General features: G+C 45.0%; 26 protein-coding genes. 18 read left to right on the top strand and 8 right to left on the bottom strand.

Going from position 1 to position 24,937, the window contains the following annotated elements; genetic code table 11:
• The first annotated feature begins 47 nt into the window (after window positions 1-47).
• The 4 genes from AC3AQ9_RS17595 to AC3AQ9_RS17580 all read left to right on the top strand — a co-directional run bounded on the left by AC3AQ9_RS17595 (window position 48) and on the right by AC3AQ9_RS17580 (window position 3,426).
• Window positions 48-1,202: a saccharopine dehydrogenase family protein gene (locus tag AC3AQ9_RS17595; protein ID WP_488308785.1), complete on the top strand. Its 1,155-nt coding sequence runs from the start codon at window positions 48-50 to the stop codon at window positions 1,200-1,202.
• Window positions 1,203-1,242: 40 nt separating this feature from the next.
• A complete protein-coding gene (locus AC3AQ9_RS17590) occupies window positions 1,243-1,899 on the top strand; it encodes an amino acid ABC transporter permease (protein WP_488308784.1) in 657 nt (218 codons plus the stop codon).
• Window positions 1,900-1,922: 23 nt separating this feature from the next.
• The gene (locus tag AC3AQ9_RS17585) at window positions 1,923-2,681 is read left to right on the top strand and encodes an amino acid ABC transporter ATP-binding protein (RefSeq protein WP_488308810.1); all 759 of its coding nucleotides are present in this window, start codon (window positions 1,923-1,925) and stop codon (window positions 2,679-2,681) included.
• Between the two features lie 97 nt (window positions 2,682-2,778).
• Window positions 2,779-3,426, top strand: a complete 648-nt coding sequence (locus AC3AQ9_RS17580; protein WP_488308783.1) for an NUDIX hydrolase — start codon at window positions 2,779-2,781, stop codon at window positions 3,424-3,426.
• 125 nt (window positions 3,427-3,551) lie between these two features.
• On the opposite strand, the gene AC3AQ9_RS17575 is transcribed toward AC3AQ9_RS17580, so the two are convergent.
• From AC3AQ9_RS17575 to pxpB, 4 genes are read right to left on the bottom strand one after another with little or no spacing between them, the layout of a single operon-like run.
• Window positions 3,552-4,739, bottom strand: a complete 1,188-nt coding sequence (locus AC3AQ9_RS17575) for an NRAMP family divalent metal transporter (protein ID WP_488308782.1) — start codon at window positions 4,737-4,739, stop codon at window positions 3,552-3,554.
• Window positions 4,740-4,766: 27 nt separating this feature from the next.
• A complete protein-coding gene (locus AC3AQ9_RS17570) occupies window positions 4,767-5,537 on the bottom strand; it encodes a LamB/YcsF family protein (RefSeq protein ID WP_488308781.1) in 771 nt (256 codons plus the stop codon).
• Window positions 5,534-6,514: a 5-oxoprolinase subunit C family protein gene (locus AC3AQ9_RS17565; RefSeq protein ID WP_488308780.1), complete on the bottom strand. Its 981-nt coding sequence runs from the start codon at window positions 6,512-6,514 to the stop codon at window positions 5,534-5,536. The genes AC3AQ9_RS17570 and AC3AQ9_RS17565 overlap by 4 nt, the downstream gene beginning before the upstream one ends.
• Window positions 6,498-7,196 (bottom strand): 5-oxoprolinase subunit PxpB, encoded by a 699-nt coding sequence (gene pxpB / locus AC3AQ9_RS17560; RefSeq protein ID WP_488308779.1) that lies wholly within the window; start codon window positions 7,194-7,196, stop codon window positions 6,498-6,500. Before pxpB ends, AC3AQ9_RS17565 begins: the two co-directional genes overlap by 17 nt.
• A gap of 214 nt (window positions 7,197-7,410) precedes the next feature.
• Here pxpB and AC3AQ9_RS17555 point away from each other — a divergent pair, with 214 nt between their 5' ends.
• Complete coding sequence (locus tag AC3AQ9_RS17555; RefSeq protein WP_488308778.1) at window positions 7,411-7,953, top strand: hypothetical protein; 543 nt, start codon at window positions 7,411-7,413, stop codon at window positions 7,951-7,953.
• A gap of 112 nt (window positions 7,954-8,065) precedes the next feature.
• On the opposite strand, the gene AC3AQ9_RS17550 is transcribed toward AC3AQ9_RS17555, so the two are convergent.
• On the bottom strand, window positions 8,066-8,914 hold the full coding sequence (locus AC3AQ9_RS17550; protein ID WP_488308777.1) for a transporter substrate-binding domain-containing protein: 849 nt from the start codon (window positions 8,912-8,914) through the stop codon (window positions 8,066-8,068).
• Between the two features lie 180 nt (window positions 8,915-9,094).
• Here AC3AQ9_RS17550 and AC3AQ9_RS17545 point away from each other — a divergent pair, with 180 nt between their 5' ends.
• The 4 genes from AC3AQ9_RS17545 to AC3AQ9_RS17530 are packed head-to-tail and all read left to right on the top strand — an operon-like array spanning window position 9,095 to window position 12,647.
• Entirely contained in the window at window positions 9,095-9,733 is a 639-nt protein-coding gene (locus AC3AQ9_RS17545; RefSeq protein ID WP_488308776.1) for a TetR/AcrR family transcriptional regulator, read from the top strand.
• On the top strand, window positions 9,730-10,659 hold the full coding sequence (locus tag AC3AQ9_RS17540; RefSeq protein WP_488308775.1) for an ABC transporter ATP-binding protein: 930 nt from the start codon (window positions 9,730-9,732) through the stop codon (window positions 10,657-10,659). Before AC3AQ9_RS17545 ends, AC3AQ9_RS17540 begins: the two co-directional genes overlap by 4 nt.
• Window positions 10,640-12,244 carry an ABC transporter permease gene (locus tag AC3AQ9_RS17535; protein ID WP_488308774.1) on the top strand — a complete coding sequence of 535 codons (1,605 nt, stop codon included), beginning with the start codon at window positions 10,640-10,642 and terminating at the stop codon, window positions 12,242-12,244. Before AC3AQ9_RS17540 ends, AC3AQ9_RS17535 begins: the two co-directional genes overlap by 20 nt.
• Window positions 12,245-12,263: 19 nt before the next feature.
• On the top strand, window positions 12,264-12,647 hold the full coding sequence (locus AC3AQ9_RS17530) for a VOC family protein (RefSeq protein ID WP_488308773.1): 384 nt from the start codon (window positions 12,264-12,266) through the stop codon (window positions 12,645-12,647).
• 115 nt (window positions 12,648-12,762) lie between these two features.
• On the opposite strand, the gene AC3AQ9_RS17525 is transcribed toward AC3AQ9_RS17530, so the two are convergent.
• Window positions 12,763-13,452 carry an LrgB family protein gene (locus AC3AQ9_RS17525; RefSeq protein ID WP_488308772.1) on the bottom strand — a complete coding sequence of 230 codons (690 nt, stop codon included), beginning with the start codon at window positions 13,450-13,452 and terminating at the stop codon, window positions 12,763-12,765.
• 2 nt (window positions 13,453-13,454) lie between these two features.
• On the bottom strand, window positions 13,455-13,826 hold the full coding sequence (locus AC3AQ9_RS17520) for a CidA/LrgA family protein (protein WP_488308771.1): 372 nt from the start codon (window positions 13,824-13,826) through the stop codon (window positions 13,455-13,457).
• A gap of 200 nt (window positions 13,827-14,026) precedes the next feature.
• Between AC3AQ9_RS17520 and AC3AQ9_RS17515 the strand changes: the two genes are divergently transcribed.
• The 5 genes from AC3AQ9_RS17515 to brnQ all read left to right on the top strand — a co-directional run bounded on the left by AC3AQ9_RS17515 (window position 14,027) and on the right by brnQ (window position 18,903).
• Window positions 14,027-14,674 carry a LysE family translocator gene (locus tag AC3AQ9_RS17515; protein WP_488308770.1) on the top strand — a complete coding sequence of 216 codons (648 nt, stop codon included), beginning with the start codon at window positions 14,027-14,029 and terminating at the stop codon, window positions 14,672-14,674.
• A 54-nt stretch (window positions 14,675-14,728) separates the two neighbouring features.
• Window positions 14,729-15,427, top strand: a complete 699-nt coding sequence (locus tag AC3AQ9_RS17510; protein WP_488308769.1) for an AIM24 family protein — start codon at window positions 14,729-14,731, stop codon at window positions 15,425-15,427.
• Window positions 15,428-15,501: 74 nt separating this feature from the next.
• On the top strand, window positions 15,502-16,419 hold the full coding sequence (locus tag AC3AQ9_RS17505; protein ID WP_488308768.1) for a DUF2971 domain-containing protein: 918 nt from the start codon (window positions 15,502-15,504) through the stop codon (window positions 16,417-16,419).
• A 25-nt stretch (window positions 16,420-16,444) separates the two neighbouring features.
• Complete coding sequence (locus AC3AQ9_RS17500) at window positions 16,445-17,224, top strand: glucose 1-dehydrogenase (protein ID WP_488308767.1); 780 nt, start codon at window positions 16,445-16,447, stop codon at window positions 17,222-17,224.
• 308 nt (window positions 17,225-17,532) lie between these two features.
• A complete protein-coding gene (brnQ, locus tag AC3AQ9_RS17495) occupies window positions 17,533-18,903 on the top strand; it encodes a branched-chain amino acid transport system II carrier protein (RefSeq protein ID WP_488308766.1) in 1,371 nt (456 codons plus the stop codon).
• A 115-nt stretch (window positions 18,904-19,018) separates the two neighbouring features.
• Here the strand turns inward: brnQ and AC3AQ9_RS17490 are convergent, their stop codons facing one another.
• On the bottom strand, window positions 19,019-19,669 hold the full coding sequence (locus AC3AQ9_RS17490; protein WP_488308765.1) for a GntR family transcriptional regulator: 651 nt from the start codon (window positions 19,667-19,669) through the stop codon (window positions 19,019-19,021).
• A 323-nt stretch (window positions 19,670-19,992) separates the two neighbouring features.
• Between AC3AQ9_RS17490 and AC3AQ9_RS17485 the strand changes: the two genes are divergently transcribed.
• The 4 genes from AC3AQ9_RS17485 to AC3AQ9_RS17470 all read left to right on the top strand — a co-directional run bounded on the left by AC3AQ9_RS17485 (window position 19,993) and on the right by AC3AQ9_RS17470 (window position 24,926).
• Complete coding sequence (locus AC3AQ9_RS17485; RefSeq protein WP_488308764.1) at window positions 19,993-21,186, top strand: class I SAM-dependent rRNA methyltransferase; 1,194 nt, start codon at window positions 19,993-19,995, stop codon at window positions 21,184-21,186.
• Window positions 21,187-21,341: 155 nt separating this feature from the next.
• Window positions 21,342-22,553, top strand: a complete 1,212-nt coding sequence (locus tag AC3AQ9_RS17480; protein WP_488308763.1) for an MFS transporter — start codon at window positions 21,342-21,344, stop codon at window positions 22,551-22,553.
• A gap of 23 nt (window positions 22,554-22,576) precedes the next feature.
• The gene (locus AC3AQ9_RS17475; RefSeq protein ID WP_488308762.1) at window positions 22,577-23,137 is read left to right on the top strand and encodes a GNAT family N-acetyltransferase; all 561 of its coding nucleotides are present in this window, start codon (window positions 22,577-22,579) and stop codon (window positions 23,135-23,137) included.
• A gap of 49 nt (window positions 23,138-23,186) precedes the next feature.
• The gene (locus AC3AQ9_RS17470) at window positions 23,187-24,926 is read left to right on the top strand and encodes an ABC transporter ATP-binding protein (protein WP_488308761.1); all 1,740 of its coding nucleotides are present in this window, start codon (window positions 23,187-23,189) and stop codon (window positions 24,924-24,926) included.
• Window positions 24,927-24,937: the final 11 nt, after the last annotated feature.

Here is a 24,937-nt window from a genome sequence, read left to right as displayed (position 1 = left end):
GTTTTTCAATTTTTTCGGCTGGAACGTGGAGAAGGAGGATGAGAAGCTTGCATATCTTCGTGTTAGGCACAGGGATGATCGGTACAACGGTCGTCACAGAAATGGCTGGATTTATAGAAGTCGACAGGATTACCGCTGTGGATGTCGACCAAGCGAGCATAGACAGGTGCATAGCTAAATCCGGCAGCTCTAAAGTCACCGGCAAAGTAGCAGTGCTGCAGACAGAAGAAGACATCGCGCGCGTGTTGGAGGAAGCGGATGTAGCTGTAGCTTGCCTGCCTCATTCGCTCAGTCTGGCAGCCATTAAAGCAGCTATTTCTTCAAATTGCCATTTGGTGGATTTGGTCGGGGCGCAGTTTATGGAGAAAATGGAGTTGGACGAGCAAGCAAAACAGGCGGGGCTTATTGTCGTTCCAGGGTGCGGTGTGGCTCCGGGAATTACCAATTTCTTAGCGGCGCAAGGCATCGACCTCCTCGATGAAGCGGATGAAGCAATTATGACATGCGGCGGTATCCCTATGAATCCGATTCCGCCTCTCTGGTATCAAGTGGTCTACCGGCTTGAAAGTTTATTGAGGCTATATACAAAACCAGCTATTGCCATTCAGGACGGAGAAATTGTCGAATTGGCTCCATTGTCAAACCTGCAGGAAATCACTTTTCCTGAGCCGGTCGGACTTTGCGAAACCGTCATTACCGATGCCCATAGCACGGCTTTCATACTAAACGGAAAAGTAAAGAATCTATGTGAAAGAACAGTCCGCTATCCTGGGCATTGGGGGAAAATGAAAGTGATCGGTGAACTGGGCTTCCTGGATGATACACCGGTCGCCATCGAAGGAATTACTACTACCCCGCGCGCTTTTGCCGAGAAGATACTGGCAACGAAAATGAAAGGAGACTCGCATAAGGATATTACCGTTCTGCGAGTCGAAGTGACGGGCATAAAAGATGGAAAACGCATAAAGCATCGATGGGAAATGGTTGATTTGTATGACCATCAACGCAACATTAGCTCTATGGCTAAAACAACGGCACTCCCGGCGCTGCTCATCGCGAAACTGATTGCTACAAAACAAATAACCGAGACAGGGGTTATTCCAATCGAAAGTTTAATTATCCGAGACCGGTTCCAGCCGTTTCTGGCAGAGCTGAAAAGTTTAGGAATCGATATTAGCTATAGGGAAGAAACTTTCGCTTAAGTGGAATAATGGGCACAGCACTTGTCTGATTGGAGGACATATGGACTTTACCATCATTATTGATTCATTGCCGTCCTTGCTAAAAGCGACGTTGATGACAATTTTCTTAGCGGCTATTTCCATTCTGATTGCATTGGTCATTGGATTTTTGACAGCTATCATTCGGATCTTGAAAGTGAAAGTATTGAACGAAGTGGCAAACGCTTATGTTTCCCTTATGAGGGGAACGCCGCTTTTGGTCCAAATCTTTGTCATATATTACGGATTGCCGCAAATAGGAATTTCACTGGATCCAATTTCTTCAGGAATAGTGGCCTTGAGTTTAAATGCGGGAGCGTATCTTTCGGAATCCTTCCGCGCCTCCATCCTGGCAGTCGACAACGGGCAGATGGAAGCGTCAATGTCCATGGGCATGACCTATCCACAAGCGCTGAAGCGAATCATTTTGCCGCAGAGCATGCGGATAGCCATTCCGACATTATCCAATTCCTTTATTGTGCTCATCAAAGATACTTCTCTTGTTTCAGTCATAACCGTCACAGAATTATTGCAGATGTCGAGTTTAATCATTGCAAAAACCTTTGAACCGCTGACGATTTACTTAGTCGCCGCCGCAATTTATTGGATTTTGATTTCATTTTTCACCAAGCTGCTGGACAAACTGGAAGTTCAAAGTTCCAAATACCTAGTCCGTTGATGAGTTAGGAGATGGCTATGACAATGATCCAAATCGAACATTTAAAAAAGGCTTTTGGCGCCAATGAAGTGCTAAAAGGCATCGATTTAACAATCAGCAAAAGTGAAGTAGTGGTCATTATGGGGCCGAGCGGTTCCGGAAAATCTACTTTGCTGCGTTGTATGAATTTCCTGGAAGAGCCGACCGATGGCATTATTCAAATTGGCGAATACCAAGTGCACGCAGGCGGGAAAATTGATAGATATCGCAAAAAAGTGATTCGGGAATTGAGGAAAAAAACCGGCTTTGTGTTCCAGTCGTTCAATTTGTTTCCCCATAAAACCGCCATGGAAAATGTTATGGAAGGCCCTATTGCTATCCACGGCGCAAAACCGGAAGAAGCGAAGAAAATTGCTGAAGCTTTGCTGGCCAAAGTAGGGTTGGCCGACCGCAGCGGCCATTTTCCGGCCCAATTGTCTGGCGGCCAGCAACAGCGCGTAGCGATTGCCAGGTCGCTTGCCTTGAATCCGCTCGTTATGCTTTTTGATGAACCCACGTCAGCACTGGATCCGGAACTTGTGCGAGAAGTCCTGTTGGTTATCAAAAGCTTAGCCGAAGAAGGGATGACAATGGTCATCGTTACGCATGAAATGAACTTTGCGAAAGAAGTGGCTGACCGCGTCGTTTTTATGGACGAAGGAGTCATCGTAGAGCAAGGAACATCGAAAGAAATTTTCCAAAACCCGAAAGAAGAAAGAACAAAGCAATTCCTTTATCAAGTCGAGGCGGTAGTGGTGGATTAAAGAAAATGGATAATGCTTTCAAGAAACCGGCCAATAACTCATTGACCGGTTTCTTTTTTGGGTACAATAAAAAAGAAGAGGGAGAAAGGAAGATTTCATGGAGTCGGAAAAGATAAAGATTTACACAAAGGACAGCCGATATCTTGGCGTCGCCACGCGTGAAGAAGTCCATAAAAAAGGCCATTGGCATCAGACCTTCCATTGCTGGTTCATCAGCCGGAGATGCGGCAAAGACTGGATTCATCTCCAATTGCGGAGCAGTACCAAGAAAGACTTTCCGAACCTGCTCGACATCACGGCTGCTGGCCATCTGTTGGCAGATGAGGACGTTGAGGACGGCGTGCGGGAAGTGGAAGAAGAACTGGGCATCATTGTGGAATTTAAAGACTTGATTTCACTTGGCACAATAAAAGACCAGATCCACCAGGATGGCTTCTTCGATAATGAGCTATGCCAGGTTTTTCTGTTTCATTTGGAAAATGATAACGACGCAGTGTATAAGCTGCAACAAGAAGAAGTCGCCGGTATAATGGCAGTGGAATTTCAGGATTTTTACGAATTGTGTTTTGGGCAAACAGCAGAAATGGAAGCGACGGGATTTGAAATATGGGCGGACAGCACAAGTCATGAAGTAAAGAAAAAAATCAATTTGCAGGATATTGTTCCGCATAGCCGTCAATATTTACATTATGTCGCTGCTTCCATCGCGAAGGAACTGGGTTATCAACATTTAAAGCGGAATTGACGAAATCGCTCCAGCTCTTTCCTATGTTTTGAAACTGGCAGTACCTTTCCCGGATAACTGGAACTAAGATAAAACGGCATGGTCAGAATGCTGTCCATGCCGTTTTCTATTTTATTCAGTCCCTATCATTCAAAAAGCTGAGGGATACCATTCGATAATGTATAAATGCCCATCCAGGCCATTGTAACGACAATGACGATGCCGAAAATAGTCATCCATAGCGGGTGTTTGTAGTCGCCGACGATTTTCGCTTTATGCGCGGCAACCAGCATAACTCCAAGGGCAATCGGTAAAATCAAGCCGTTCAATGAACCGACAAGAACAAGAATCAGCACGGGCTGTCCGACAATGACAAAAACGGTAGTAGAAATAATAATAAAAGCGATGACCAGCCAGCGGTTGTACTTGTCGAGAAATGGACTGAACGTCCGGATAAAAGAAACGGACGTATAAGCAGCCCCGACCACTGAAGTGATGGCGGCAGCCCACATAACGACACCGAAAATCTTATAGCCGATATTTCCAGCAGCCAATTGGAAGACAGAAGCCGGCGGATTGGCCGGATCCAATGAAAGCCCTTGTGAAACGACTCCAAGGACTGCCAGGAAAAGAATGATACGCATAATGGAAGCAATCCCGATGGCATAGATTGAACTGCGGGTAACTTGTGGAACAGCCGCTCTGCCGGTAAGTCCAGCATCAATAAGACGATGCCCGCCGGCAAATGTGATGTATCCACCGACGGTACCGCCGACAAGCGTCACAATTGCGAAGATGCTGATGGTATCCGGAGCGAAAGTTTTAACTACTGCCTCCCCAAGTGGCGGCTGGGCGGTAAACATAACGTAAAAGGTTAAACCGATCATAACGAAACCAAGGATTTGGGCAAATCGGTCCATCGCCCGTCCTGCTTCTTTCACTACGAAGATGCCGACTGCTATAAGGCCACTTGCCAAAGCGCCGATTTTAGGGTCAATGCCTAACAATACATTGATTCCAAGGCCAGCTCCGGCAACGTTGCCAATATTAAAAGCAAGACCGCCCATAACCACCAGAAGGGCTAGGAAGTAACCAAGGCCAGGAAGGACATCGTTGGCAATGTCCTGAGCCCGTTTTCCGGATACCGCAATGATGCGCCAGATATTTGTTTGGGCACCGATATCAATAATGATGGAAATAAGGATAACAAATCCGAACGAAGCCAGTAATTGTTCCGTAAAAACGGTGGTCTGTGTCAGGAAACCTGGACCGATAGCGGAAGTCGCCATCAGGAAAGCTGCACCAATCAAAATACTGCGGTTCGTGTTCTTCATAACTCTCCCTCCCTTTGAATTTATGTCCTACATAAACTCTTCCACTTTTGTGATATCAATTCCCGCCTCCTTTAATGATTTAGAGATAGCGGCAGCAAATTCAAGTGCCGTAACTCCGTCGCCATGTATGCAGATAGTTTCTGCTTTGATGCCGATATCCTGGTTTTGTACAGTATGGACTTTCTTTTCCTGGACCATGCGGATAACTTGGCCAATTGCAGTCCCCGGGTCAGTAATCAAAGCATTGGGCTGGGTGCGCGGCGTCAAGGTGCCGTCCTGTTGGTACGTACGGTCAGAGAATACTTCATTGGCGGTGCGCAGGCCAATTTTTTCACCCGCTTTCATCAATTCACTGCCGGACAAGCCGAATAAAATCAGTTCCGGATTTACTTTATACACCGCTTCCGCAATCGCTTCTGACAATGCAGCGTCTTTAGCGGCCATATTGTATAGAGCACCATGCGCTTTTACATGCTGCAAGCGGCCGCCTTCGGCTTGCACAAAGCCGGATAAGGCACCAATTTGATACACTGTCAGGTCATAAGCTTCCTGAGGGGAAATGGAGATATTCCGGCGACCGAAACCGACCAGATCCTGAAGTCCTGGATGGGCACCGATTCCAACATTTTTCTCAAGCGCCATCGCTACCGTTTTCCGCATGGTAGCAGGATCTCCGGCGTGAAAACCGCAGGCAATGTTGGCCGAAGTCACGAAATTCAATATTTGCTCGTCATTTCCAAGCTTATAAGCCCCGAAACTCTCGCCCATGTCACAATTCAAATCCACTTTAAAGGTCATTTCCATTCCTCCTTTTTTAAATAGATACCAATTTTTAATTGGCGGATTTGGCGTTCTTGTTCGATATACCGTTTTTGCGCTTCTTCCACAGTAATTTCTTTAAAACGCATTTGGTCTCCAGGCTTCAATTGGCTGATCAGCGGCAAATCGACGGACGCGACTTGCCCGATTTTTGGATAACCGCCGGTTGTTTGGCGGTCTGCCAAGAGAACAATCGGATTGCCATCTGCCGGTACTTGAATCGAGCCGAATGACACCGCCTCTGAAATCAATTCTTTCGGTTCTTCCAGTGACAATGCGACCCCTTCAAGGCGATAGCCCATTCGGTCGGAATGGGAAGAAACTGAAAAAGCTTCGCTGAAAATCTTTTCTTTACTGTCGCTGTTAAACAACTCATACTGGCGTCCTTTCATCATGCGGACGACAGGCTCGTTAAAATAACGGGGAGCGGCAATTTTCCATTCCAGTTCATTGTCAGTGATACGGAGTAAGGAAGTGGCGTGGCCAGAAGAAACAGGATGCGTCGGGATAATATCGCCTGCTTTTAATGCCCGTCCATGGAAGCCGCCGATTCCAGCCCGCAGATAAGTGGATTTACTGTTCATGACATCCGGCACATCAATGCCGCCCGCTACAGCCAAATACACTCGGCATCCGGTATGGGGCGCTCCGAATTTGAGAACACTTCCTTTTTTAACAGCAACTGTCCTCCACATTTTGATATCAGTGCCATTGATTTTCGGTGACAGGTCTCCTCCACAAAGCGCGATAAATGCATCTTCTTCAAATTGTATAGCAGGACCCACCATCGCGATTTCAAGGGTTGCAGCGTTTTCTTCATTGCCCACCAGCAAATTGGCTGTCCGATGTGCGAAAGGGTCCATCGCGCCGCTTACGATGACGCCGTATTTCTGGAAACTGAAGCGGCCGAGATCCTGGACGGTAGTTTGAAGGCCGCTTTTAATGATCTTCAGCATGCTGTTCCTCCTTCAATGAATGATACTCGCTTTCTGATATTTCCTTGAAGACTATTTTATCTCCGGCCCGCAGCAAGCTTGGAATTTCCTGTTCAGGACGGAACAGTCGGATAGGCGTGCGGCCAATCAGCTGCCATCCGCCAGGCGTTTCAATTGGATAAACGCCTGTTTGCATGCCAGCGATGCCTACTGTGCGTTCTGGGATGCGGAGCCGCGGGGATTCGCGGCGAGGGGCTGCGATTTTTTCAGACATTCCCCCGATGAATGGAAAGCCTGGGGCAAAGCCGATCATATAGACTGTATAAGTTCCGCCGGTATGAATTTTGATCACTTCTTCCGGACGCAGACCATTATGCTGTGCCACAAAGTCAAGATCTGGTCCAAAATCGCCTCCATAACAGACCGGAATCTCGATGGTGCGAGTCTCATCCGAGGTGGCTTCGGAAGTGTGTTGAACAAGTTCTTCAAGTTCATGCTGTACCGTTCCATATAAAGCGGCCAGAGAACGATAAAAAACCGTGACGGTGGTGAAAGCCGGAATGATTTCTATCATCCAAGGAGGCGGATTGGCTTCCAGTTGCGCTGTAATGGCGCGTACACGTTCCTGTACTTTTTCATTGATTTCCTGCCCGACTTCAATGACAATCGCTTGGTCCCCAAGTGGTGAAAAAGAAAAGTTCATGTCGGCACCTCATCTTCTGATTATTCTAAATACTAATTTCAGTATAAGGCTTAACCTGAGAAGGTGAAAGCTTTCCTTGCAGGCGGGAGCATTATTAACAAAAAATTATTTGCTGCATAATTTTCATAAAAAGGAATTTAGACAAAAAAAGGAATCATAATGGAAAAGGACGAATACTTAGTGAATAGAGGAATATAAAAGGGGATGAGGCAAAATGAAAACCAAGTTAGTTTTGCTGATATCATTGTTTTTACTAAGTGCAGGAATCATCGGTTTGTTATCTGGAAATGATTCAGAAAAAGTGGAAGCGGCTGTAGGAAGCCAGGTGCAAGTCTCAGAATGGGAATATGTTGAAATTTTTGACGACCGGCAAAAAGCGGTGGCTTTTGTCAGCACGAACGAGGGAGTTGAACAGGAGGTATTTCTAGAGAAAAACTGGTTTAACTGGAACGTTAAAAAAGCATTTACACATGAAGCCGTAGAATCGGACGAACCAATCCATCTGACGTTTTCCAGTTCGACCTACCGCGAAGACAATCAGATAATTCTAATCATCCGGACATTTGATGAAGAGATAAAAAGCGTGGACATCCAAACAGAAGACGGACAAACCACCACTGTTGAAATATCAGTCGCAAAGTCCGGTCCCGCAACAGGATTTGGTGTTCTCGAAACAACAGACAACAAGATCTACAAAGCAAAGTTTATTTCAAAGAATGCGGATGGGGAATTTTTGTATGTGAGAAAAGCGGATTAGCAAATATAGAGGTGCTTTATGGAGAGAGCTTAAAAGTTTGCCCTCTATTTTTAATGCAGATAATCCTTAAAGACAACAAAGAAGCTGCCCACACACGGGCAGCTTCTTTTTCTTATTCTTCAATATCGACTTTCTGAGTCACATCAGCGCCAGCAAAGAATTCACCGGAAATTTTGGCAATGGTGCCGTCTTCCAGCATTTCTTCGATCGCGCGGTTCACGTTTTCGGCAAGTTCGGTATTGTCTTTGTTCATCACAACGCCTACTTCAGAAGGGCTGTATTTCAAATCCGGATGAATCGTGATGTTCAGTTCAGGGAAAGCGGCAAGAGCCAAAGTCTGCAGGTAATAATCATTCAAAATAACATCTGTGCGTCCGATGGCTACGTCACGCAGATACACTTCGTTGGTGGCATTGTCATAAACCACTTCTTCGGCCCCATATTCACGCGCTGTTTCCATATAAACGGATGTGGAAGCGCCAGCTGCTTTTTTGCCTTTCAAATCTTCCATTGTTTTGATTCCGGATAAATCATCTTTCCGGACAATGGCGGTGCCGTAGGAATACTTGAACGGTGTAGAAAACGTAAATTTATCTTTCCGGTCTTCCGTCACTTCGATATCATTAGCCGCCAAATCCACTTGGCCTGTTTGGACGGACGTCAGCATCTCATCAAAGCCTAGCTCTGTAAATTCAACTTCAAGCTCCAGGCGCTCAGCAAGTTCACGTACGACCTCGACTTCAAAGCCAGTCAATTCATCGGTGCCTTCCGCGCGGTAAGAAGTCGGGAACAGGGTACCGGAAGTGGCAACGGTCAAGACACCTTCTTCCTGGATTCTATCCCATTCCGAAGGCTCTTCTTCCGCTGTGTTTTCTGCATTGTTTCCACAGCCGGCTAGTAAGAGCAATGCCAATATTCCAGCGATTAATGAGCCGCTTTTTTTGCTAAACAAGTTTTTCAATTATTATTCCTCCTATAATGTATTTCACTTAGAACATAGCATTATCCTGGTCACGGGGCAAAGGTTTAATTCTGAAAAATTAAAAATAGACAATTGCAAAAACTGTATTGACCAGTAGGATCCAAAGGAGTATTCTGTAGTCGACCAATGTGGTCTAAAAGAGTGGAGAGGCTGGAGAAAATGGAGAAATTCAAAAACCTGGAGGAAAACAAAAAACAGACGATACTGAATGCTGCGCTTCAGGAATTTGCGGAAAATGGCTATCGGCAAGCTTCCACAAATCGCATTGTGAAAAAAGCGAGAATCGGCAAAGGGATGCTGTTTTATTATTTTAAAAGCAAACGAGAGCTATATGACTACTTAATCGAATACAGTATGGACATCATTGTGAACAGTTATTATAAGCAAGTGGATGTAAGGGAAACGGATTTTATTGAACGCCTTAAACAAGCGGCACAAGTCAAAATGAAAGCACAGTTGGAAAATAAGCAAGTCTTTGATTTCTTAGGAACTTTTGTGCTCGCGAAAGATGAGGAATTGCCGGAACGTTTACAGAAAAAATACTTGGAATTGAATGCTTTGGGTGCTGCATTGATTTATGAAGGTGTCGATCAGTCATTGATCAGAAAAGATTTGAATGCGGACAAAGCATTCAAATTAATCCGCTGGTCCATTGAAGGATATCAAAATGAATTATTGCAGCGGCTGGAAGGCCAAAAAATAGCTTCTATTGATTTTGGGCCTTATTGGGAAGAGTTCTATGGCTACCTCGATATTCTAAAGAAAAGCTTTTATATGGAAAAGGAGGATTTGGCATGAGCATTTTGAAAACCACCGCTTTGACTAAAAAATTCGGAGAATTCACAGCATTGGATGGTGTGGACATTGAAGTCGGCAAAGGAGAAGTGTACGGTTTTATCGGCCCGAACGGCGCAGGCAAGTCGACCACCATCCGCATACTTCTCGGCCTCTTGAAAGCGACTTCCGGAAAAGCCGAGATTTTTGGGCAAGACGTGTGGGAAGACGCAGTGGCTATTCATAAGCGCGTGGCTTATGTTCCGGGGGATGTTAATTTATGGCCTAATTTGACTGGCGGAGAGGTCATTGACTTGTTTGTGAAATTGCGAAGTGGCAATGGCAAAACGCAGCGGGAAGAATTGATCCGGAAATTTGATTTAGACCCGACTAAAAAGTGCCGGACGTATTCGAAAGGCAATCGGCAAAAAGTGGCGCTGGTGGCGGCTTTGTCCATGGATGCCGATCTTTATGTCCTCGATGAACCGACTTCAGGGCTCGATCCTTTGATGGAACGTGTTTTTCAGGAATGGGTGGCAGAAGCTAAAGCGCAAGGCAAAAGTATTTTGCTTTCCAGCCATATCTTATCCGAAGTTGAAAAACTATGTGATAAAGTCGCTATCATCCGGCAAGGGAAAATCATTGAAACAGGCACTTTACAAGAGTTGCGCCATCTGACAGGAGCCGTTTTGAGAGTGGAGACAAAACGGCCGATGCCTTTGCTGCATGAATTAAGGGGCGTACGAGGACTGCAGGAAAAGCAGGGGATTCTTTCTTTTCAAGTGGACGCGGAAGAGTTGGATCAGGTGATCCGCTATATCAGTGGATTCGGCATTGTTCGGCTGGAAAGTTCTCCTCCGACTCTAGAAGAATTATTCATGCGCCATTACGAAGGAGAAAGTACAACGCACAAACAGGAGGCGGCCTACCATGGACAAAAGCTTGTTTGATGAAACGAGTGCATTGATGCAATTCATCTGGCGCCGGGACCGTATCCGCATTCCGGTATGGCTGTTTTCTTTCGCCGTTGCGTCGATGCTGACAGCCATCGCTTTTACAGATTTATATCAGAATGCAGCGGAGCGGCAAGCTATTGCAGAAACGATGAAGAACCCAGCCATGACTGCAATGGTCGGTCCGGGATTTGGCTTGGATAACTATACCGTAGGCGCCATGATGGCCCATCAAATGCTTTTGATGACCGCTGTGGTCGTCGGGCTGATGAGTATTTTGCTAGTAGCCCGCCATACGCGCAGCGATGAGGAAGACGGCCGGATCGAGTTGATCCGATCATTGCCGGTGGGGCGTTTATCGAATCTACAATCAGTACTGGTTGTCATGTTTGCGGTCAATGTATTACTTGCTGTAAGTACCGGTCTTGGACTTTTCTTTTTAGGAATTGACAGCATGGGTTTGGAAGGCTCGTTGCTTTACGGAGCAGCTTTGGGTGCAACCGGCTTGTTTTTTGCGGCAATCACGGCCGTCTTTGCCCAACTTTCACAAAACTCGCGAACGGCAATTGGCCAATCGATCGCCGTGCTCCTCCTTGCTTATGCTGTGAGGGCCGTTGGGGATATTGGAAACGAAGCCTTGTCCTGGGCTTCTCCGCTTGGCTGGATTTTGCGGTCAGAGGTATATGTCCAAAATATATGGTGGCCAATCTGGCTGGCAGTAGCCGTATCTTTTTTGCTGGCACTCCTTGCCCTGTATTTGAATTCCATCCGAGATTTAGGCTCGGGATTTTTGCCGGCAAGAACCGGTAAAGCGCATGCTTCGCAGATTTTGCAAAGTCCGTTCGGATTGGCTGTCCGTCTACAGCGTACGGGTTTTATCGCCTGGACATCAGGGATATTTCTGCTTGGTGCTTCCTATGGTTCAGTGCTTGGCGATTTGGAATCTTTTTTTGCAGATGTTGAAATCATGCAGGATTTTCTGACGGAGACGCCGGGTTTTTCATTGACGGAGCAATTTATTCCTATGCTGATGTCAGTTATGGCGATTGTCGCAACCATCCCGACCTTATTGGCTATTTTAAAGCTGAAAAACGAAGAGAAGAACAGCCGTTTGGAACATTTGTTGAGCCGTGCGGTTTCCAGAAACCGCTTAATGGGTAGTTATGTAATGATTTCCTTTGTTACTAGTTTCCTCATGTTGTCTTTCGCTGGGTTGGGGCTTGGCTTAGTGGGCAAGGCAATGATGGAAGAAGGGCTTTCGCTGGGAATGGTCTATAAGGCTGCGATGGCTTACCTGCCAGCTGTCTGGATTCTGCTTGGCGCAACAGCTGGATTGATTGGCTGGGCACCAAGATTATCCAGTCTAGTATGGCTGTATTTGGTTTTCTCATTTGTCGTTGTTTATTTGGGCGGTTTGTTCCAGTTCCCGGATTGGGTAGAAAAAACAACGCCATTTGGCCATGTTCCGCAGCTTCCGATTGAGCAGCTGAATTTTGCGGCATTGGCAATTTTGCTGGCCATAGCTGTGCTTTTATTAATAATCGGTTTTATCGGCTTTAATCGGAGAGATATTAGCAATTGAAAAAAGGAGCGTATGCATAGTGGAAAAAGTGATTCCGAAAATCACCACATTTTTAATGTTTTCAGGGCAGGCAGAACAAGCGATGGAATTTTATACTTCGCTGTTTGAAGACTCCCGTATCGACAATATTGTCCATAATGAAGATGGTACCGTCATGCATGCCACTTTTACATTGAACGGGCAGACCTTGATGTGCATCGATAGCATCGTCAATCATGAATTTACTTTTACACCGGCGATTTCTTTGTATGTCACGTGTGACAGCGAAGAAGAAATTGACCGTGTTTTCGCCCAACTTTCGGAAGGCGGCGGTGTCTTGATGCCGCTTGACCAGTACCCTTTCAGCAGAAAGTTCGGCTGGCTGGTTGACCGCTTCGGTGTCTCCTGGCAGTTGAATTACTAAAAAAGATAAATCCTGTATGGAAATGGCTTTGTTCATTTTTATGCAGGATTTTTGTTTTAAGAGGCAGCAACCAAATGTTGAAAAAATTTTGGCCAAACCAACTGGCTGTTCTTTGTTAAAAGAACAGCCAGACGATGGCCGGTCCGAGAAATGAACCGACGACTGCACTTAAAGTCATCGCAACAGAGCTCATAGAAGCTTCTTCCGGGCCGTATTCAAAAGCTTTTGCTGTACCCAGGCCATGAGCAGAAGACCCAAGGCCGATGCCAAGCCCGATCGATGAATCGATGCGCAAAATTTTTAACAGCCAAGGCCCGGCAATAATTCCTGTAAAGCCCGCAGTCATGACATAAACCGCCGCCAGTGAAGGAATGCCTCCAAGCGCTTCCGCCATTTGCATGGCGACTGGTGTCGTAATCGACTTCGGCAGCATCGTCAGAACCATTTCATTGGAAAATCGGAACAGCTTCGTCAACAAAGCGCCACTGGTTAAACCGACAATCGCTCCCGCAGTGACACCGATGGCGATAGGAAGCAAATTTTGACGCAGCAAATCTCGCTGCTTATAGAGGGGAACAGCCAAAGCCACTACAGCAGGGCCAAGCAACTCGCCGATCCACTTTCCTCCGAGCATATAACTTTCATAAGAAATATCGAACACCAGTAAAATAATGATTAAGGCTATGGTAGTGGTCAGCACGGGATTTAACAGCGTCCACCGGTATTTATTGTATTGGCCGTTCAAAAAAAGATAAGCCACTATTGTAAGTCCTGCAAACAGCAGAGGCAGAAGAAAAATTTCCATTGTCAACGCTCCTCTCTTTGGCTGGATAAACGGCTGGACCATTGGCTTAATAAAGAGGAAACCGCCATCGTCAAAAATGTGCTAAACACCGCAATGATGATGAGCCAGATGCCTTTTCCCATAAAAACACCCGCATAATCGATGACCCCGACAGTTGCTGGAATAAAATACAGTGATAAGAAAGCCAACAAGAAATGCGCACCCGAATCGATCCATTTCAATGGATAAATTTTCAGCAAAAGGGCCGCGAACAGCAATAAGAATCCAATGATGCTGCCTGGGAGCGGCAAATTAAAGAATTCGCGCAACCATTCGCCGAACAGATAAAAGCCATATAAAACAACAAGTTGAATAAAAACCAGCAGGAATTTCATATGTAATCGCGCCTTTCTTTAAATAAAAAAGTGAAGCGGTAATCTTTGACATAATAAGCTATTTTACAGCATTTTTCTTTAAATGCGAGCAGTGTGCATATATAGAAACAAACAGTTAAAAATCAAATTCTTCTTTTTAAATTTACAGAAGCGGGTAAAGGGAGAACATCATATCAATACCGCCAGGGAGGGAGGATGCTGTGGCCAATGGATTCCTTGGTTTTATCATCTTAGGTTTCTCTTTATCAGTTCCAGTAGGAGCGATCACTATTGAAATGATTAAAAGAGGGATTCAAGGCGGGTTTATGCACGCCTGGATGGTGGGCTTAGGCGGCATGTCCGCTGATATTGTGTTAATGCTGCTCATTTACTACGGCGTTTCCAGTTTTTTGGCCAGCTTTGCAGCCCAGACTGTGCTTTGGCTTTTGGGTTTTGTCGTGCTGGTGTATTTAGGAAGTGAAAGCGTTAAAGATGCATTTCGGATAACAGGCATAGACGTTTTAACAGCAGAGAAATCAGAACCGTTGGCTGGAGCTTATCTATCAGGGTTCGCAATTGCGATTTCCAATCCGTTGAATATCATTTTCTGGATTGGCATCTATGGAGCGGTTTTAAGCAGCGCGCTCCAGAAAGCAAGCGGTGGGGAAGTGCTGTTGTACAGCAGCGCCATCTTTATCGGCATCGCAGCATGGGATTTGGTAATTGCCGTTGCTGCGCATATCGGCAAAAGTTTTGCAGGACAGCGTTTTATGAAGGGGTTTTCCGTCATAGCAGGATTGGCTTTGATTGGGTTTGGCTTGTCATTTGGCTGGCAGGCTATACAAAACCTGATGCTTTTAATGGATTGAAACTTTTGGCAATCGATAACGTAAATACACCAACACAGAAGGGGGAAATGGACGATGAGCAATTACACAATTGAAGAATTTATTCGGCAGACGAAACAAGATGAAAGAGAGAACGATTATTTCGAACTCGAAACACCGCGTATTCTGGAAGTGAACTTAACGGATATGGTATGGGCAAAAGTTGGCTCGATGATATCGTACACGGGGCAGATTAAATTTGAGCGGGAACGCATGCTTGAGCATGGCGTCGGAGTGATGTTCAAAAAAGCATTGACGGGAGAAGGCACTTCGCTGATGAAAGCTACCGGGCAAGGCCGCTTATATTTGGCAGATCAAGGCAAAAAAATCACCATTTTTGAATTGAATAACGAGTCTATCACAGTCAACGGCAATGATCTTCTCGCTTTTGAACCGGGTATCCAATGGGAAATCAAGATGATGAGAAAAGTCGCCGGGATGATGGCGGGGGGATTGTTCAACGTCACCTTGAAAGGAAAAGGGAGAGTGGCCATCACATCCCATTATGAACCGTTGACGCTGCTGGTAAAACCAGGCGAGCCGGTGATTACAGACCCGGGTGCCACTGTTGCCTGGTCGGGCGATTTAACACCGGAATTCCGGACAGATATCAGCATCAGAACCTTCCTTGGCCGTGGCAGCGGGGAATCGGTCCAGATGGAATTTAAAGGAGAAGGCTTTGTAATCGTCCAGCCCTTTGAAGAAGTATACACAGCTGGAAATGGCTCTTCTTAAGCCGTTTGAATGCCGGGTAATCGGGAATAAAAGGACCAATCAGCTGTATCATTTCAAAGAAAGGAGCTGCCGTTATGGCAGAACATATAAAGTTGGCAGATGCATTGGAATGGCAGTTCCGGAATGAAGTCGATAAACAAGTCAGGAAAACCCATGAATCCGGCCAGACGCTCTATCATTACACCAGTCTCCAGAGTTTGATGGGAATGATCGAGACAAATAATCTATGGATGAGTAAAGGCAACTTCTTGAATGATTCCAGTGAACTGATTTACTTTTCAAATGTCTTAAAAGGCGTTATCAGCAAGATGAAAATTCAAAATGAGACAGACCTATGGCGGCTATTCATCCGGGAATTGAAACTTTCGATGAACCGATTTTTGAAGAAAATCGAAGAAAGCGGTTTTGAAGTCTACATCTTTTCCATGTCGCATACACAAGACTCGCTGGCACTTTGGTATAACTATGCGAAAGGGGAAGGCTACAATCTCGGTTTTTATGCGGAAGAACTATTGAAAAAAACAAGTGCCTTTCCTGATGAAGCAAACGTGGTCCATGGCCTTGTGGTATATGACCGCCAGGAACAAGAGCTTGTTCTGATGAACTTCTTGATAGAAACCTTTAAGCTTGTCGCCCAATACGAAGCGGAAGAAGTAAAAGAAGCGTTGCCGGCCCACTTCTTTTCGGTAATTGCGACATGTGCTATTTTTTTTAAAGACCCTGCTTTTAAAAGCGAAGAAGAGTACCGGATTGCCTATATGAATACCAGTGGTGAAATGCAGCCGCAAGCACGGTTTCGGGCGCAAAACGGGGTGATTATCCCATACATCGCTGTAGATTTTGAAGAACGGCTGCCAATCAGCCACATAACCATTGGTCCGAAAAACAACATTGATATTGCCAAAAGAGGCATGGAGCATTATTTAAACAGTAAAGGCTACGATATGAAAGAAATCTCTATCAGTAAATCGGTCGCTGCCCTTAGATATTAAATTCAAAAGGACGAGGAGTGATTGGATGTATCCGGATTTAGCAGGGAAAACAGCCATTGTAACGGGAGCTTCAAAAGGAATCGGCAAAGGAATCGCTGAACGTTTTGGGAAAGAAAAAATGAACGTCGTGGTGGATTACCATACAGACCAAAGCGGTGCTGAAGAGACGGTGGCGGCAATTGTAGCAAATGGCGGAAATGCTGTATCCGTAGAGGCCGATGTTGCAAGTGAAGAAGGGATTCAGAAGCTGATTGCCGCAGCACTTGATCAATACGGTTCGATTGATGTGTTGGTGAATAATGCCGGGTTCAGCAAGAGCGAACCATCAGAAGAATTAAGTCTGGAAAATTGGCAGCGTGTATTGGATGTTAATTTAACAGGAGCGTTTATTGCCAGCCGTGAAGCGATCAAACAGATGCTGGCGAAGGACAGACCTGGCTGCATCCTTAACATCACCAGTGTCCACCAGGTGATTCCGAAAGTGGACAATGCGCATTATGCTGTGACCAAAGCCGGCCTTAAGATGCTGACGGAAACGCTGGCACTCGAGTATGCGGAGCAAGGCATCCGGGTCAATGCGATAGCTCCCGGCACCATTAACACCCCCGCCAATCCGGCTGAAGAGGCAGATCCGGAAGAAAAGAAAAAGACACTGGATAAAATACCAATGAAAAAGATTGGCCAGCCTGAGCAAATTGCAGCCGCAGCTGCCTGGATTGTATCTTCAGAAGCAGATTATGTAACCGGGACGACTTTATTTGTAGATGGCGGCATGACTTTATACCCTTCACAATTATTGAAATAAGAAAAAAGGCATTGCCAAGGGGGCAATGCCTTTTTTATGGCTTTTTTTCTTCTTGAGCCCTTCTGTACTCTCATTTTTTAGGAGAAATTATTCTAAGAAAATTACTTATATTTCCTTAATTCACATAATAGACAGATTTTTTGAAAATTATATTTAATTTGTGTTGCATTTTAGCTTAAATCCTGTATTATTACTTTAAGCGATATATTGCATACTTAGATTAGGGACACGAAGTATTATAGTAAGATCATTTTTGATGAAACAGGATATACAACTGCCAGAGTTTCATACACCTAGGAGGAAAACAAATGGACACTAAGTTATCGTTCAACGCATATGCCGTAGTTGGCATGATGCTATTCGCATTATTTTTTGGAGCAGGGAACCTGATTTTCCCAGCTCAGCTCGGCCAGTACGCCGGTTCGGAAGTATGGATTGCCATCGCCGGATTTTTAATCACAGGTGTCGGGTTGCCATTGCTTGGTATTTTGGCAATCGGTTACTCGAAAAGCAGTGACCTACAAGATCTTTCCAGCCGTGTTCATCCGATTTTTGGGTTAGTCTTCACTTCATTGCTGTATTTGACAATCGGGCCGTTCTTCGCATTGCCAAGAACTGGAGCAGTTTCTTATGAAGTCGGGATTGCACCTTTTATTGGCCAAGAATATATGACCATCGGTCTTCTTATTTTTTCTGCTGTGTTTTTCGGAATTTCGCTTTGGCTTTCTCTGAACCCATCAAAAATGGTGGATAGTATTGGGAAGTTTTTGTCTCCAGCTATTTTAGTGACATTAGGGGCATTGTTAATTGTTGCTATTTTCAATCCAATGGGTTCACCGGAAGCACCACAAGAAGCATATGCAGGCAATGCATTTTTGAAAGGCTTCACAGAAGGCTATAACACAATGGATGCTTTGGCGTCATTAGTGTTCGGAATTATTGTCATTGCAACCGTCCGTAAGCTTGGAGTCACTTCATCCAAAGGAATTTTAGCGGCTACATTGAAAAGCGGCATCGTTGCAGCTGCATTATTGGCAGTTGTTTATACGGGAATTGCTTACTTGGGAGCGACAAGCACAAGTACGCTTGGCCTATTAGATACAGGCGGCCCAGTACTAAGCGGAGCATCCGCTCATTACTTCGGGACGTTCGGCACATTGCTGCTGGCAGTTATCATCACGCTGGCATGTTTAACAACTGCTATTGGGTTGATCGTAGCCAATGCGGAATTCTTCCATAAGCTGACGCCTAAAATCAGCTACAAAACGTATGTTGTTATTTTCTCAGTATTCTCGTTTGTCGTAGCCAATGCAGGACTGGCAAATATCATTACTTACTCAATTCCAGTATTGATGTTCCTATATCCTCTTGCAATTGTCTTGATCATATTAGCTTTCACATCACCACTATTCAAACATGATCGCCTTGTTTATGTTTCGGCTATCACTGTGACATTCTTTATCGCTATTATCGATGGCTTAAAGACATTAACCGGTTCACTGGGTGTAGCAAATCCAAGCTGGCTGCAGGCAATCGTTGACTTTTATTCCGCATCGCTACCTTTATATGCAGACGGTCTTGGCTGGTTGTTGCCGGCAGTAATTGTTATCGCAGTTACAGGATTGATTGCCCGCAACAGAAAAGGCGTCAATGTTCAAACGGCTCAAAACGAAGGCTGAAAATATTAGTACAGGTTGGTTCAAAAAATTGAGCTGGCTTCTATTATAAAAAGCTGTCTCGAAAGCAAAATGCTTTCGAGACAGCTTTTTCAATTATCTATAAGGAAGGGACGGTTTACAGAGATAATTCTTCGACAGTCCGAATCCAGTTGGATTTCATAAGTTTTGAGACTTTTTCAATGTCTTTTTCTTTAAGAGCCTTGATAATGTGAATGTGCTCTTCAACAGAATGACGGGTCAGAATAAGCGAATTGTGGTAAAATTGCCTTCTTACATGTGCTTGGAGACGATCCAAAAGTTTATACACATAAGGGTTCTCAGCAGCGGTTACGATATGCCGATGGAATTCCTCGTCAATTTTCAAAGAGGAATAATGATCATTTGCTTCAACAGCTTCTGCAAAACGCCGATTTGTATCTTCCAACAATTCAATGGCTTTTTCATCTAAATTTGGAATCGCCAGTTCAGCAGCTAATGCTTGAAGTGCAGCGAGCGGAGGCAAGAGGGTCTTCAGGTCTTCTTTTTCCACTTTGGTCACACGCGTTGCCTTGCCGGGAAACATTTCTACAAAACCTTGAGCTTCTAATAGCTGCAGAGCTTCCCTAACAGGGGTTCTGCTTAAGTTGAGTGCCTGTGCAAGTTCGGTATCGACTAATTTCTCATCAGGTTGCAACGTGCCATCAATAATCCATTGTTGTAATTGTTCATATGCACTTTCTTTTGCGGTAACCCGAACCGGTTTCGCATGGTCTACTGGAATCGGCATTGCAGATTCACCCTTTCTATGGTGTACTGGATAGTATAATTATACACCAATTTGTGGAAAAATGAAATATTCTCAATACAATATATCGCTAACATTGTACTTTTTTAACGTTTCTTGAAAAGGAATAATAGAGAAAAAAACTTTAGAATGGAAGTTTATTAGGAATGGATAAAAATTAAATACGTGTTGTCGCAAAGCATCTCCCAATGCCAGCCTAAATGGTGTTTTTGATAAAACTTCCTAATGGCAACAGGTATAAATGAAGACGTCTTTGTATTACACTTAGGACAAGACTCGGGCAATCGCAGATAGGATGAATAATAATGAGACAAGAAATTTCACTGACGGTGACAGACAAAGCCAAAGCGGAGTTTCAACGGGGAATGCCGTTGATTTCGAAAGAGGCACTTGAAAATACAGATAAGCTAATTACAGAAGGCACCATTGTGAACCTGACTGATAAGCAAGGAAAATTCTTGGCAAAAGGTTATTATGGCAAGCAGAACAAAGGTTACGGCTGGGTGCTGACACGCAATAAGGACGAAGCAATCGGACAAGGTTTTATTGAGCGGACCCTTACAGCCGCTCTTGCAGAACGCCAAAGATTTTTTGATGATCCGAAAACCACTGCGTTTCGGGTGTTCAACGGAGAAGGCGATGGCTTTGGCGGTTTGACGATTGATTACTATGATGGCTTTTATATGCTGAGCTGGTACAGTGAAGGTGTTTATACTTTCAAAGATGAAGTGGTAGCAGCATTGCAGAACGTAGCAGATTGCAAAGGGATTTATCAGAAGAAACGTTTTGATACGAAAGGCCAATACATCGAAGAAGATGATTTTGTTGCAGGTGAACGCGGCGAATTCCCTTTGATTGTCAAAGAAAATGGAGTGAACTTTGCAGTTTACTTGAATGACGGTGCAATGACGGGAATTTTCTTGGACCAGCGCGATGTGCGGAATGCCATTAAAGAAAAGTATGCCAAAGGAAAAACTGTATTGAATACTTTTTCTTACACAGGCGCTTTTTCCGTTGCGGCGGCTTTAGGCGGTGCCGAAAAAACAACAAGCGTGGATTTGGCGAAGCGCAGCTCGGCAAAGACCATCGAACAATTCAGCGTCAATGGCATTGATTATGAAAATCAGGACATCCTGGTGATGGATGTCTTTAATTACTTCAAGTATGCCAAGCGCAAAGAGTTGAAATTCGATTTAGTAGTTCTAGATCCGCCAAGTTTTGCGCGTTCGAAAAAATATACATTCAGTACAGCGAAAGACTATACAAGTTTGATGAAAGAAGCAATTGCCATCACTGAGAAGCAAGGAACTATTGTTGCTTCAACCAATAATGCGTCATTCGGAATGAAGAAATTTAAAGGATTTATCGACAAGGCGTTCCAAGAAGAAGGAAAGAAATACCGCATTGTGGAAGAATTTACGCTTCCTTCCGACTTCCGTGTACGCAAAGAGTTTCAAGAAGGCGATTATTTAAAAGTATTGTTTGTGGAATTGGTTTAAGCAGCGGGCAATTATCTCCCTTTATAATAGAAAACAACTGAGACACCTGCGGAATTTGTTCCGCAGGTGTTTTTTAGCGTTAATGAATATCGAATAATGAGAAAGTGCTCTATAATGGAAATATCTGAATTTATTATTTTATTGGAGGCAGTTTGATGACGAAAGCAATCAGTACCCCTTTGGCTGGAAATCCCGTTTATCCAATTATGTTCGCTATGGGCGCCTGCCACATGTTGAATGACTCTTTGCAGGCAGTCATACCGGCCATGTTCCCGATTCTTGAAACCGACCTTGGACTCTCCTTTACCCAGCTGGGGCTTATCGCTTTTGCTCTGAACATTGTGGCATCTGTCTTGCAGCCGGTCGTGGGTTATATCAGTGACCGCAAGCCGATGCCTTTTGCGTTGCCGCTTGGCATGACCAGCTCATTTGTAGGAATGGCAGGGCTCGCATTTGCCCCTGAATACTGGATGATTCTGGTGTCGGTCATGTTCCTTGGGCTTGGATCCGCCATTTTCCATCCGGAAGGTTCACGCGTTTCGTATATGGCTGCAGGAACAAGACGCGGATTGTCGCAGTCAATCTATCAGGTTGGTGGAAACTCCGGCCAAGCACTGGCTCCGTTGATCAGTGCATTCATATTAGTGCCGCTTGGGCAGCACGGTGCCGCGCTATTTTTATTCGTCGCGGCTATCGGCATATTCATCCTTTCGAAAATTTCGGCGTGGTATAAGAGCCAGTTGGCCAAAGAGAAATTGCAAAAAGGCAAACGAGCCATTTTATCTTCACTGCCGGAATTGACGAAAAAACAAGTAGGAATAGCACTGACTTTATTGTTGATTATCATTTTTGCCCGGTCTTTCTATGTAACCAATATGACGAGCTTTTATATTTTTCATTTGATGGAGTCCTATGGGCTGACCATCCAAACCGGACAGCTTTATATTTTCTTGTTTTTGGCAGTAGGGGCAGCGGGAACATTTTTTGGTGGGCCAATGGCGGATAAAGTCGGACGGAAAAACGTCATTGTCTTGTCGCTTTTTGTACCAATTCCACTGGCCATCGCTTTGCCTTATGTTCCTTTGTTTGCTGTCATCGTACTTTTAGTATTGATCGGGTTTTTCATTATGTTGAGCTTTTCGGTCACTGTTGTCTATGCACAGGAGCTGGTACCGAGTAAAATCGGCACGATGTCCGGCCTCACTGTTGGACTGGCATTTGGCATGGGGGCCATTGGCGGTGTGGTTATCGGTATTTTGATGGATTATATTGGTGTTTACGAAACCATGATCGTGGTCTCATTTTTGCCTATTATCGGACTGGTCGGCTTAGGATTGCCGAAGGACCGGAAAATAACTGCTGCTTAATCTATTGAAAAGGGTGAATCGATATGGACAAAACAATACCGGAAATACCGGCTGAAATTAAAACAGAGCGGCTGCTCCTCCGCATGCCGATGCCAGGGGACGGTAAAATGGTGAATGCGGCCATCCGTACTTCCATCAAAGAGCTGAAGCCATGGCTGCCATTTGCGCAGGAAGTGCCTTCTGTAGAAGAGACCGAAATCAATATACTGGAAGCTCACATCAATTTCTTGAAACGGGACGTACTGCGGTATGTCATCTTCAACAAAGAAACTGGGGAATTTATTGGTTTCAGTGGTTTTCATGCGATTGAATGGGACATTCCGAAAATGGAAATCGGTTATTGGATTGATACGAGATGGACTGGTTTTGGCTATATGGCGGAAGCGGTGTCTGCCCTGTCTGAATTGGCTCTGGATGATTTTGGCTGCAAGCGCTTGGAAATCAGGTGCGATGCAGAAAATGTCAAAAGCCGGGCAATCCCTGAAAATCTTGGATTTGTGCTGGAAGGCGTCCTCCACAACGACGAGTTGTCAGTGGATGGCAAGAATTTGACCGATACATGCATTTACGCGAAATTCAGTTGAACGTTAAAGAAAGCAGGATTTTAATTTTTATTGAATGGAGCTTTCAATTATGGAAAAACAGCATGCAACCACAGGGTTAAAAGCATTTGTTTCTCTTATCCTGTCGTTGAAGATACCAAAGTGGGCACTGGCGATTGGTTTGGCATCAAGCGTCATCACGACTTTAGTCGGATTAGCGGTACCGCTTTTGACAAGAGAGTTAGTGGATGGCTTTTCAGTGGATTGGATCAGTCCGTGGCTTATCGGCGGTCTGGCCGCTGCGTTTATCTTACAGGCAGTCATTAATGGGATATCGATTTATTTATTGAGCATGGTGGGGCAAAAAACAGTGGCTGGACTGCGGAGCCGGATGTGGATTCATTTAATCCGCTTGCGGGTTTCTTATTTTGACCAGCAGGCAAGCGGAAAAACGGTTAGCCGGGTCGTTAACGACACAGGGATTGTCCGAAACTTGATCACAGACCATTTCCCCCAATTCATCACCGGCATCATTTCCATTATCGGAGCTGTCATTATCTTATTGGTGATGGATTGGAAAATGACATTGATTATGCTTTTATCCGTGCCTGTCACCATCGCGATTATGATTCCGCTGGGCCGCAGGATGGCCAAGATTTCCCGCAATCTGCAGGATGAGACAGCAGTATTCACTGGACATGTCCAGCAAACATTAAGCGAAATCCGCTTAATGAAATCTTCAACCGCTGAAGCGATTGAAGAAGACCGGGGACTGGGCGGCATCCACAAGCTATTCCAGATCGGTTTAAGGGAAGCGAAAATCTATGCGTTGATCGCCCCGCTAATGTATACAGTCGTAATGGCTGTCATTGTCATGATTATCGGATATGGTGGCATCCGTGTAGCTGAAGGAACCATGTCGACAGGCTCGCTGGTGGCTTTCCTTTTGTATCTGTTTCAAATTGTGATGCCGATGACTACTTTTGCATTGTTTTTTACGGAACTCCAAAAAGCAAAAGGCGCAACAGAACGTATTATCGAAATTCTGGAGCTGCCGCTTGAAGAAGGCCAAGAAGGTCTGGAAATCGATATCGCCAACAAGCCTTTGCGTCTTGAAAACGTGGATTTTGCTTATGAAAAAGGAGAGTTGATTCTCCGTGGAATTACCTTTGAAGCACAGCCGGGTGAAATGATTGCTTTTGCAGGACCGAGCGGAGGCGGAAAAACAACCGTATTTGGCTTGATTGAACGGTTTTATGAACCGATAGCAGGAGCCATCACAATTGGCGGCATTCCAATCAATGAGCTGTCAATGACTTCCTGGCGCAGCCAAATTGGCTATGTATCCCAGGAAAGTGCCATGATGGGTGGCACAGTCCGGGCAAACTTGACTTACGGCTTGCCGGATGCAGATACTATTTCGGATGAAGAATTGTGGTATGTCGCCCGGATGGCTTACGCGGAAGAATTTATCAAAGGCTTTTCGGGCGGTCTGGACACGGAAGTCGGGGAACGCGGAGTGAAATTATCCGGTGGCCAAAGGCAGCGGATTGCCATTGCCCGGGCATTTCTGCGCAATCCCAAAATTCTCATGATGGATGAAGCAACAGCAAGCCTCGACAGCCAGTCAGAAGGAATAGTCCAGCAGGCTTTGAGCCGTTTAATGGAAGGACGTACTACGCTGGTCATTGCACATCGTTTATCGACGATTGTCGATGCTGATAAAATTATCTTTATTGAAAAAGGGCGAGTTACCGGCATAGGAACGCACCTTGAATTAAGCCGTTCCCATGAACTTTACAGCGAATTTGCGGAGCAGCAATTAACTTGAATTTCCGGCTT

It is taken from the genome of Planococcus sp. VCh962 (assembly GCF_057748275.1).
Note: the sequence above shows the minus strand (reverse complement) of the source record. Positions and strands in the feature narration are given on the sequence as shown.

Bases quoted from the DNA above. Each gene is read 5' to 3' on its own strand.
- AC3AQ9_RS17505 (WP_488308768.1), top strand. From the start codon at position 15,502: ATGGCAGAACATATAAAGTTGGCAGATGCATTGGAATGGCAGTTCCGG.
- AC3AQ9_RS17570 (WP_488308781.1), bottom strand. From the start codon at position 5,537: ATGACCTTTAAAGTGGATTTGAATTGTGACATGGGCGAGAGTTTCGGG.
- AC3AQ9_RS17535 (WP_488308774.1), top strand. From the start codon at position 10,640: ATGGACAAAAGCTTGTTTGATGAAACGAGTGCATTGATGCAATTCATC.
- AC3AQ9_RS17520 (WP_488308771.1), bottom strand. From the start codon at position 13,826: ATGAAATTCCTGCTGGTTTTTATTCAACTTGTTGTTTTATATGGCTTT.
- AC3AQ9_RS17575 (WP_488308782.1), bottom strand. From the start codon at position 4,739: ATGAAGAACACGAACCGCAGTATTTTGATTGGTGCAGCTTTCCTGATG.
- pxpB (WP_488308779.1), bottom strand. From the start codon at position 7,196: ATGAACTTTTCTTTTTCACCACTTGGGGACCAAGCGATTGTCATTGAA.
- AC3AQ9_RS17485 (WP_488308764.1), top strand. From the start codon at position 19,993: ATGAGACAAGAAATTTCACTGACGGTGACAGACAAAGCCAAAGCGGAG.
- AC3AQ9_RS17590 (WP_488308784.1), top strand. From the start codon at position 1,243: ATGGACTTTACCATCATTATTGATTCATTGCCGTCCTTGCTAAAAGCG.
- AC3AQ9_RS17470 (WP_488308761.1), top strand. From the start codon at position 23,187: ATGGAAAAACAGCATGCAACCACAGGGTTAAAAGCATTTGTTTCTCTT.
- AC3AQ9_RS17500 (WP_488308767.1), top strand. From the start codon at position 16,445: ATGTATCCGGATTTAGCAGGGAAAACAGCCATTGTAACGGGAGCTTCA.
- AC3AQ9_RS17555 (WP_488308778.1), top strand. From the start codon at position 7,411: ATGAAAACCAAGTTAGTTTTGCTGATATCATTGTTTTTACTAAGTGCA.
- AC3AQ9_RS17540 (WP_488308775.1), top strand. From the start codon at position 9,730: ATGAGCATTTTGAAAACCACCGCTTTGACTAAAAAATTCGGAGAATTC.
- AC3AQ9_RS17480 (WP_488308763.1), top strand. From the start codon at position 21,342: ATGACGAAAGCAATCAGTACCCCTTTGGCTGGAAATCCCGTTTATCCA.
- AC3AQ9_RS17490 (WP_488308765.1), bottom strand. From the start codon at position 19,669: ATGCCGATTCCAGTAGACCATGCGAAACCGGTTCGGGTTACCGCAAAA.
- AC3AQ9_RS17545 (WP_488308776.1), top strand. From the start codon at position 9,095: ATGGAGAAATTCAAAAACCTGGAGGAAAACAAAAAACAGACGATACTG.
- AC3AQ9_RS17510 (WP_488308769.1), top strand. From the start codon at position 14,729: ATGAGCAATTACACAATTGAAGAATTTATTCGGCAGACGAAACAAGAT.
- brnQ (WP_488308766.1), top strand. From the start codon at position 17,533: ATGGACACTAAGTTATCGTTCAACGCATATGCCGTAGTTGGCATGATG.
- AC3AQ9_RS17525 (WP_488308772.1), bottom strand. From the start codon at position 13,452: ATGGAAATTTTTCTTCTGCCTCTGCTGTTTGCAGGACTTACAATAGTG.
- AC3AQ9_RS17475 (WP_488308762.1), top strand. From the start codon at position 22,577: ATGGACAAAACAATACCGGAAATACCGGCTGAAATTAAAACAGAGCGG.
- AC3AQ9_RS17565 (WP_488308780.1), bottom strand. From the start codon at position 6,514: ATGCTGAAGATCATTAAAAGCGGCCTTCAAACTACCGTCCAGGATCTC.
- AC3AQ9_RS17585 (WP_488308810.1), top strand. From the start codon at position 1,923: ATGATCCAAATCGAACATTTAAAAAAGGCTTTTGGCGCCAATGAAGTG.
- AC3AQ9_RS17580 (WP_488308783.1), top strand. From the start codon at position 2,779: ATGGAGTCGGAAAAGATAAAGATTTACACAAAGGACAGCCGATATCTT.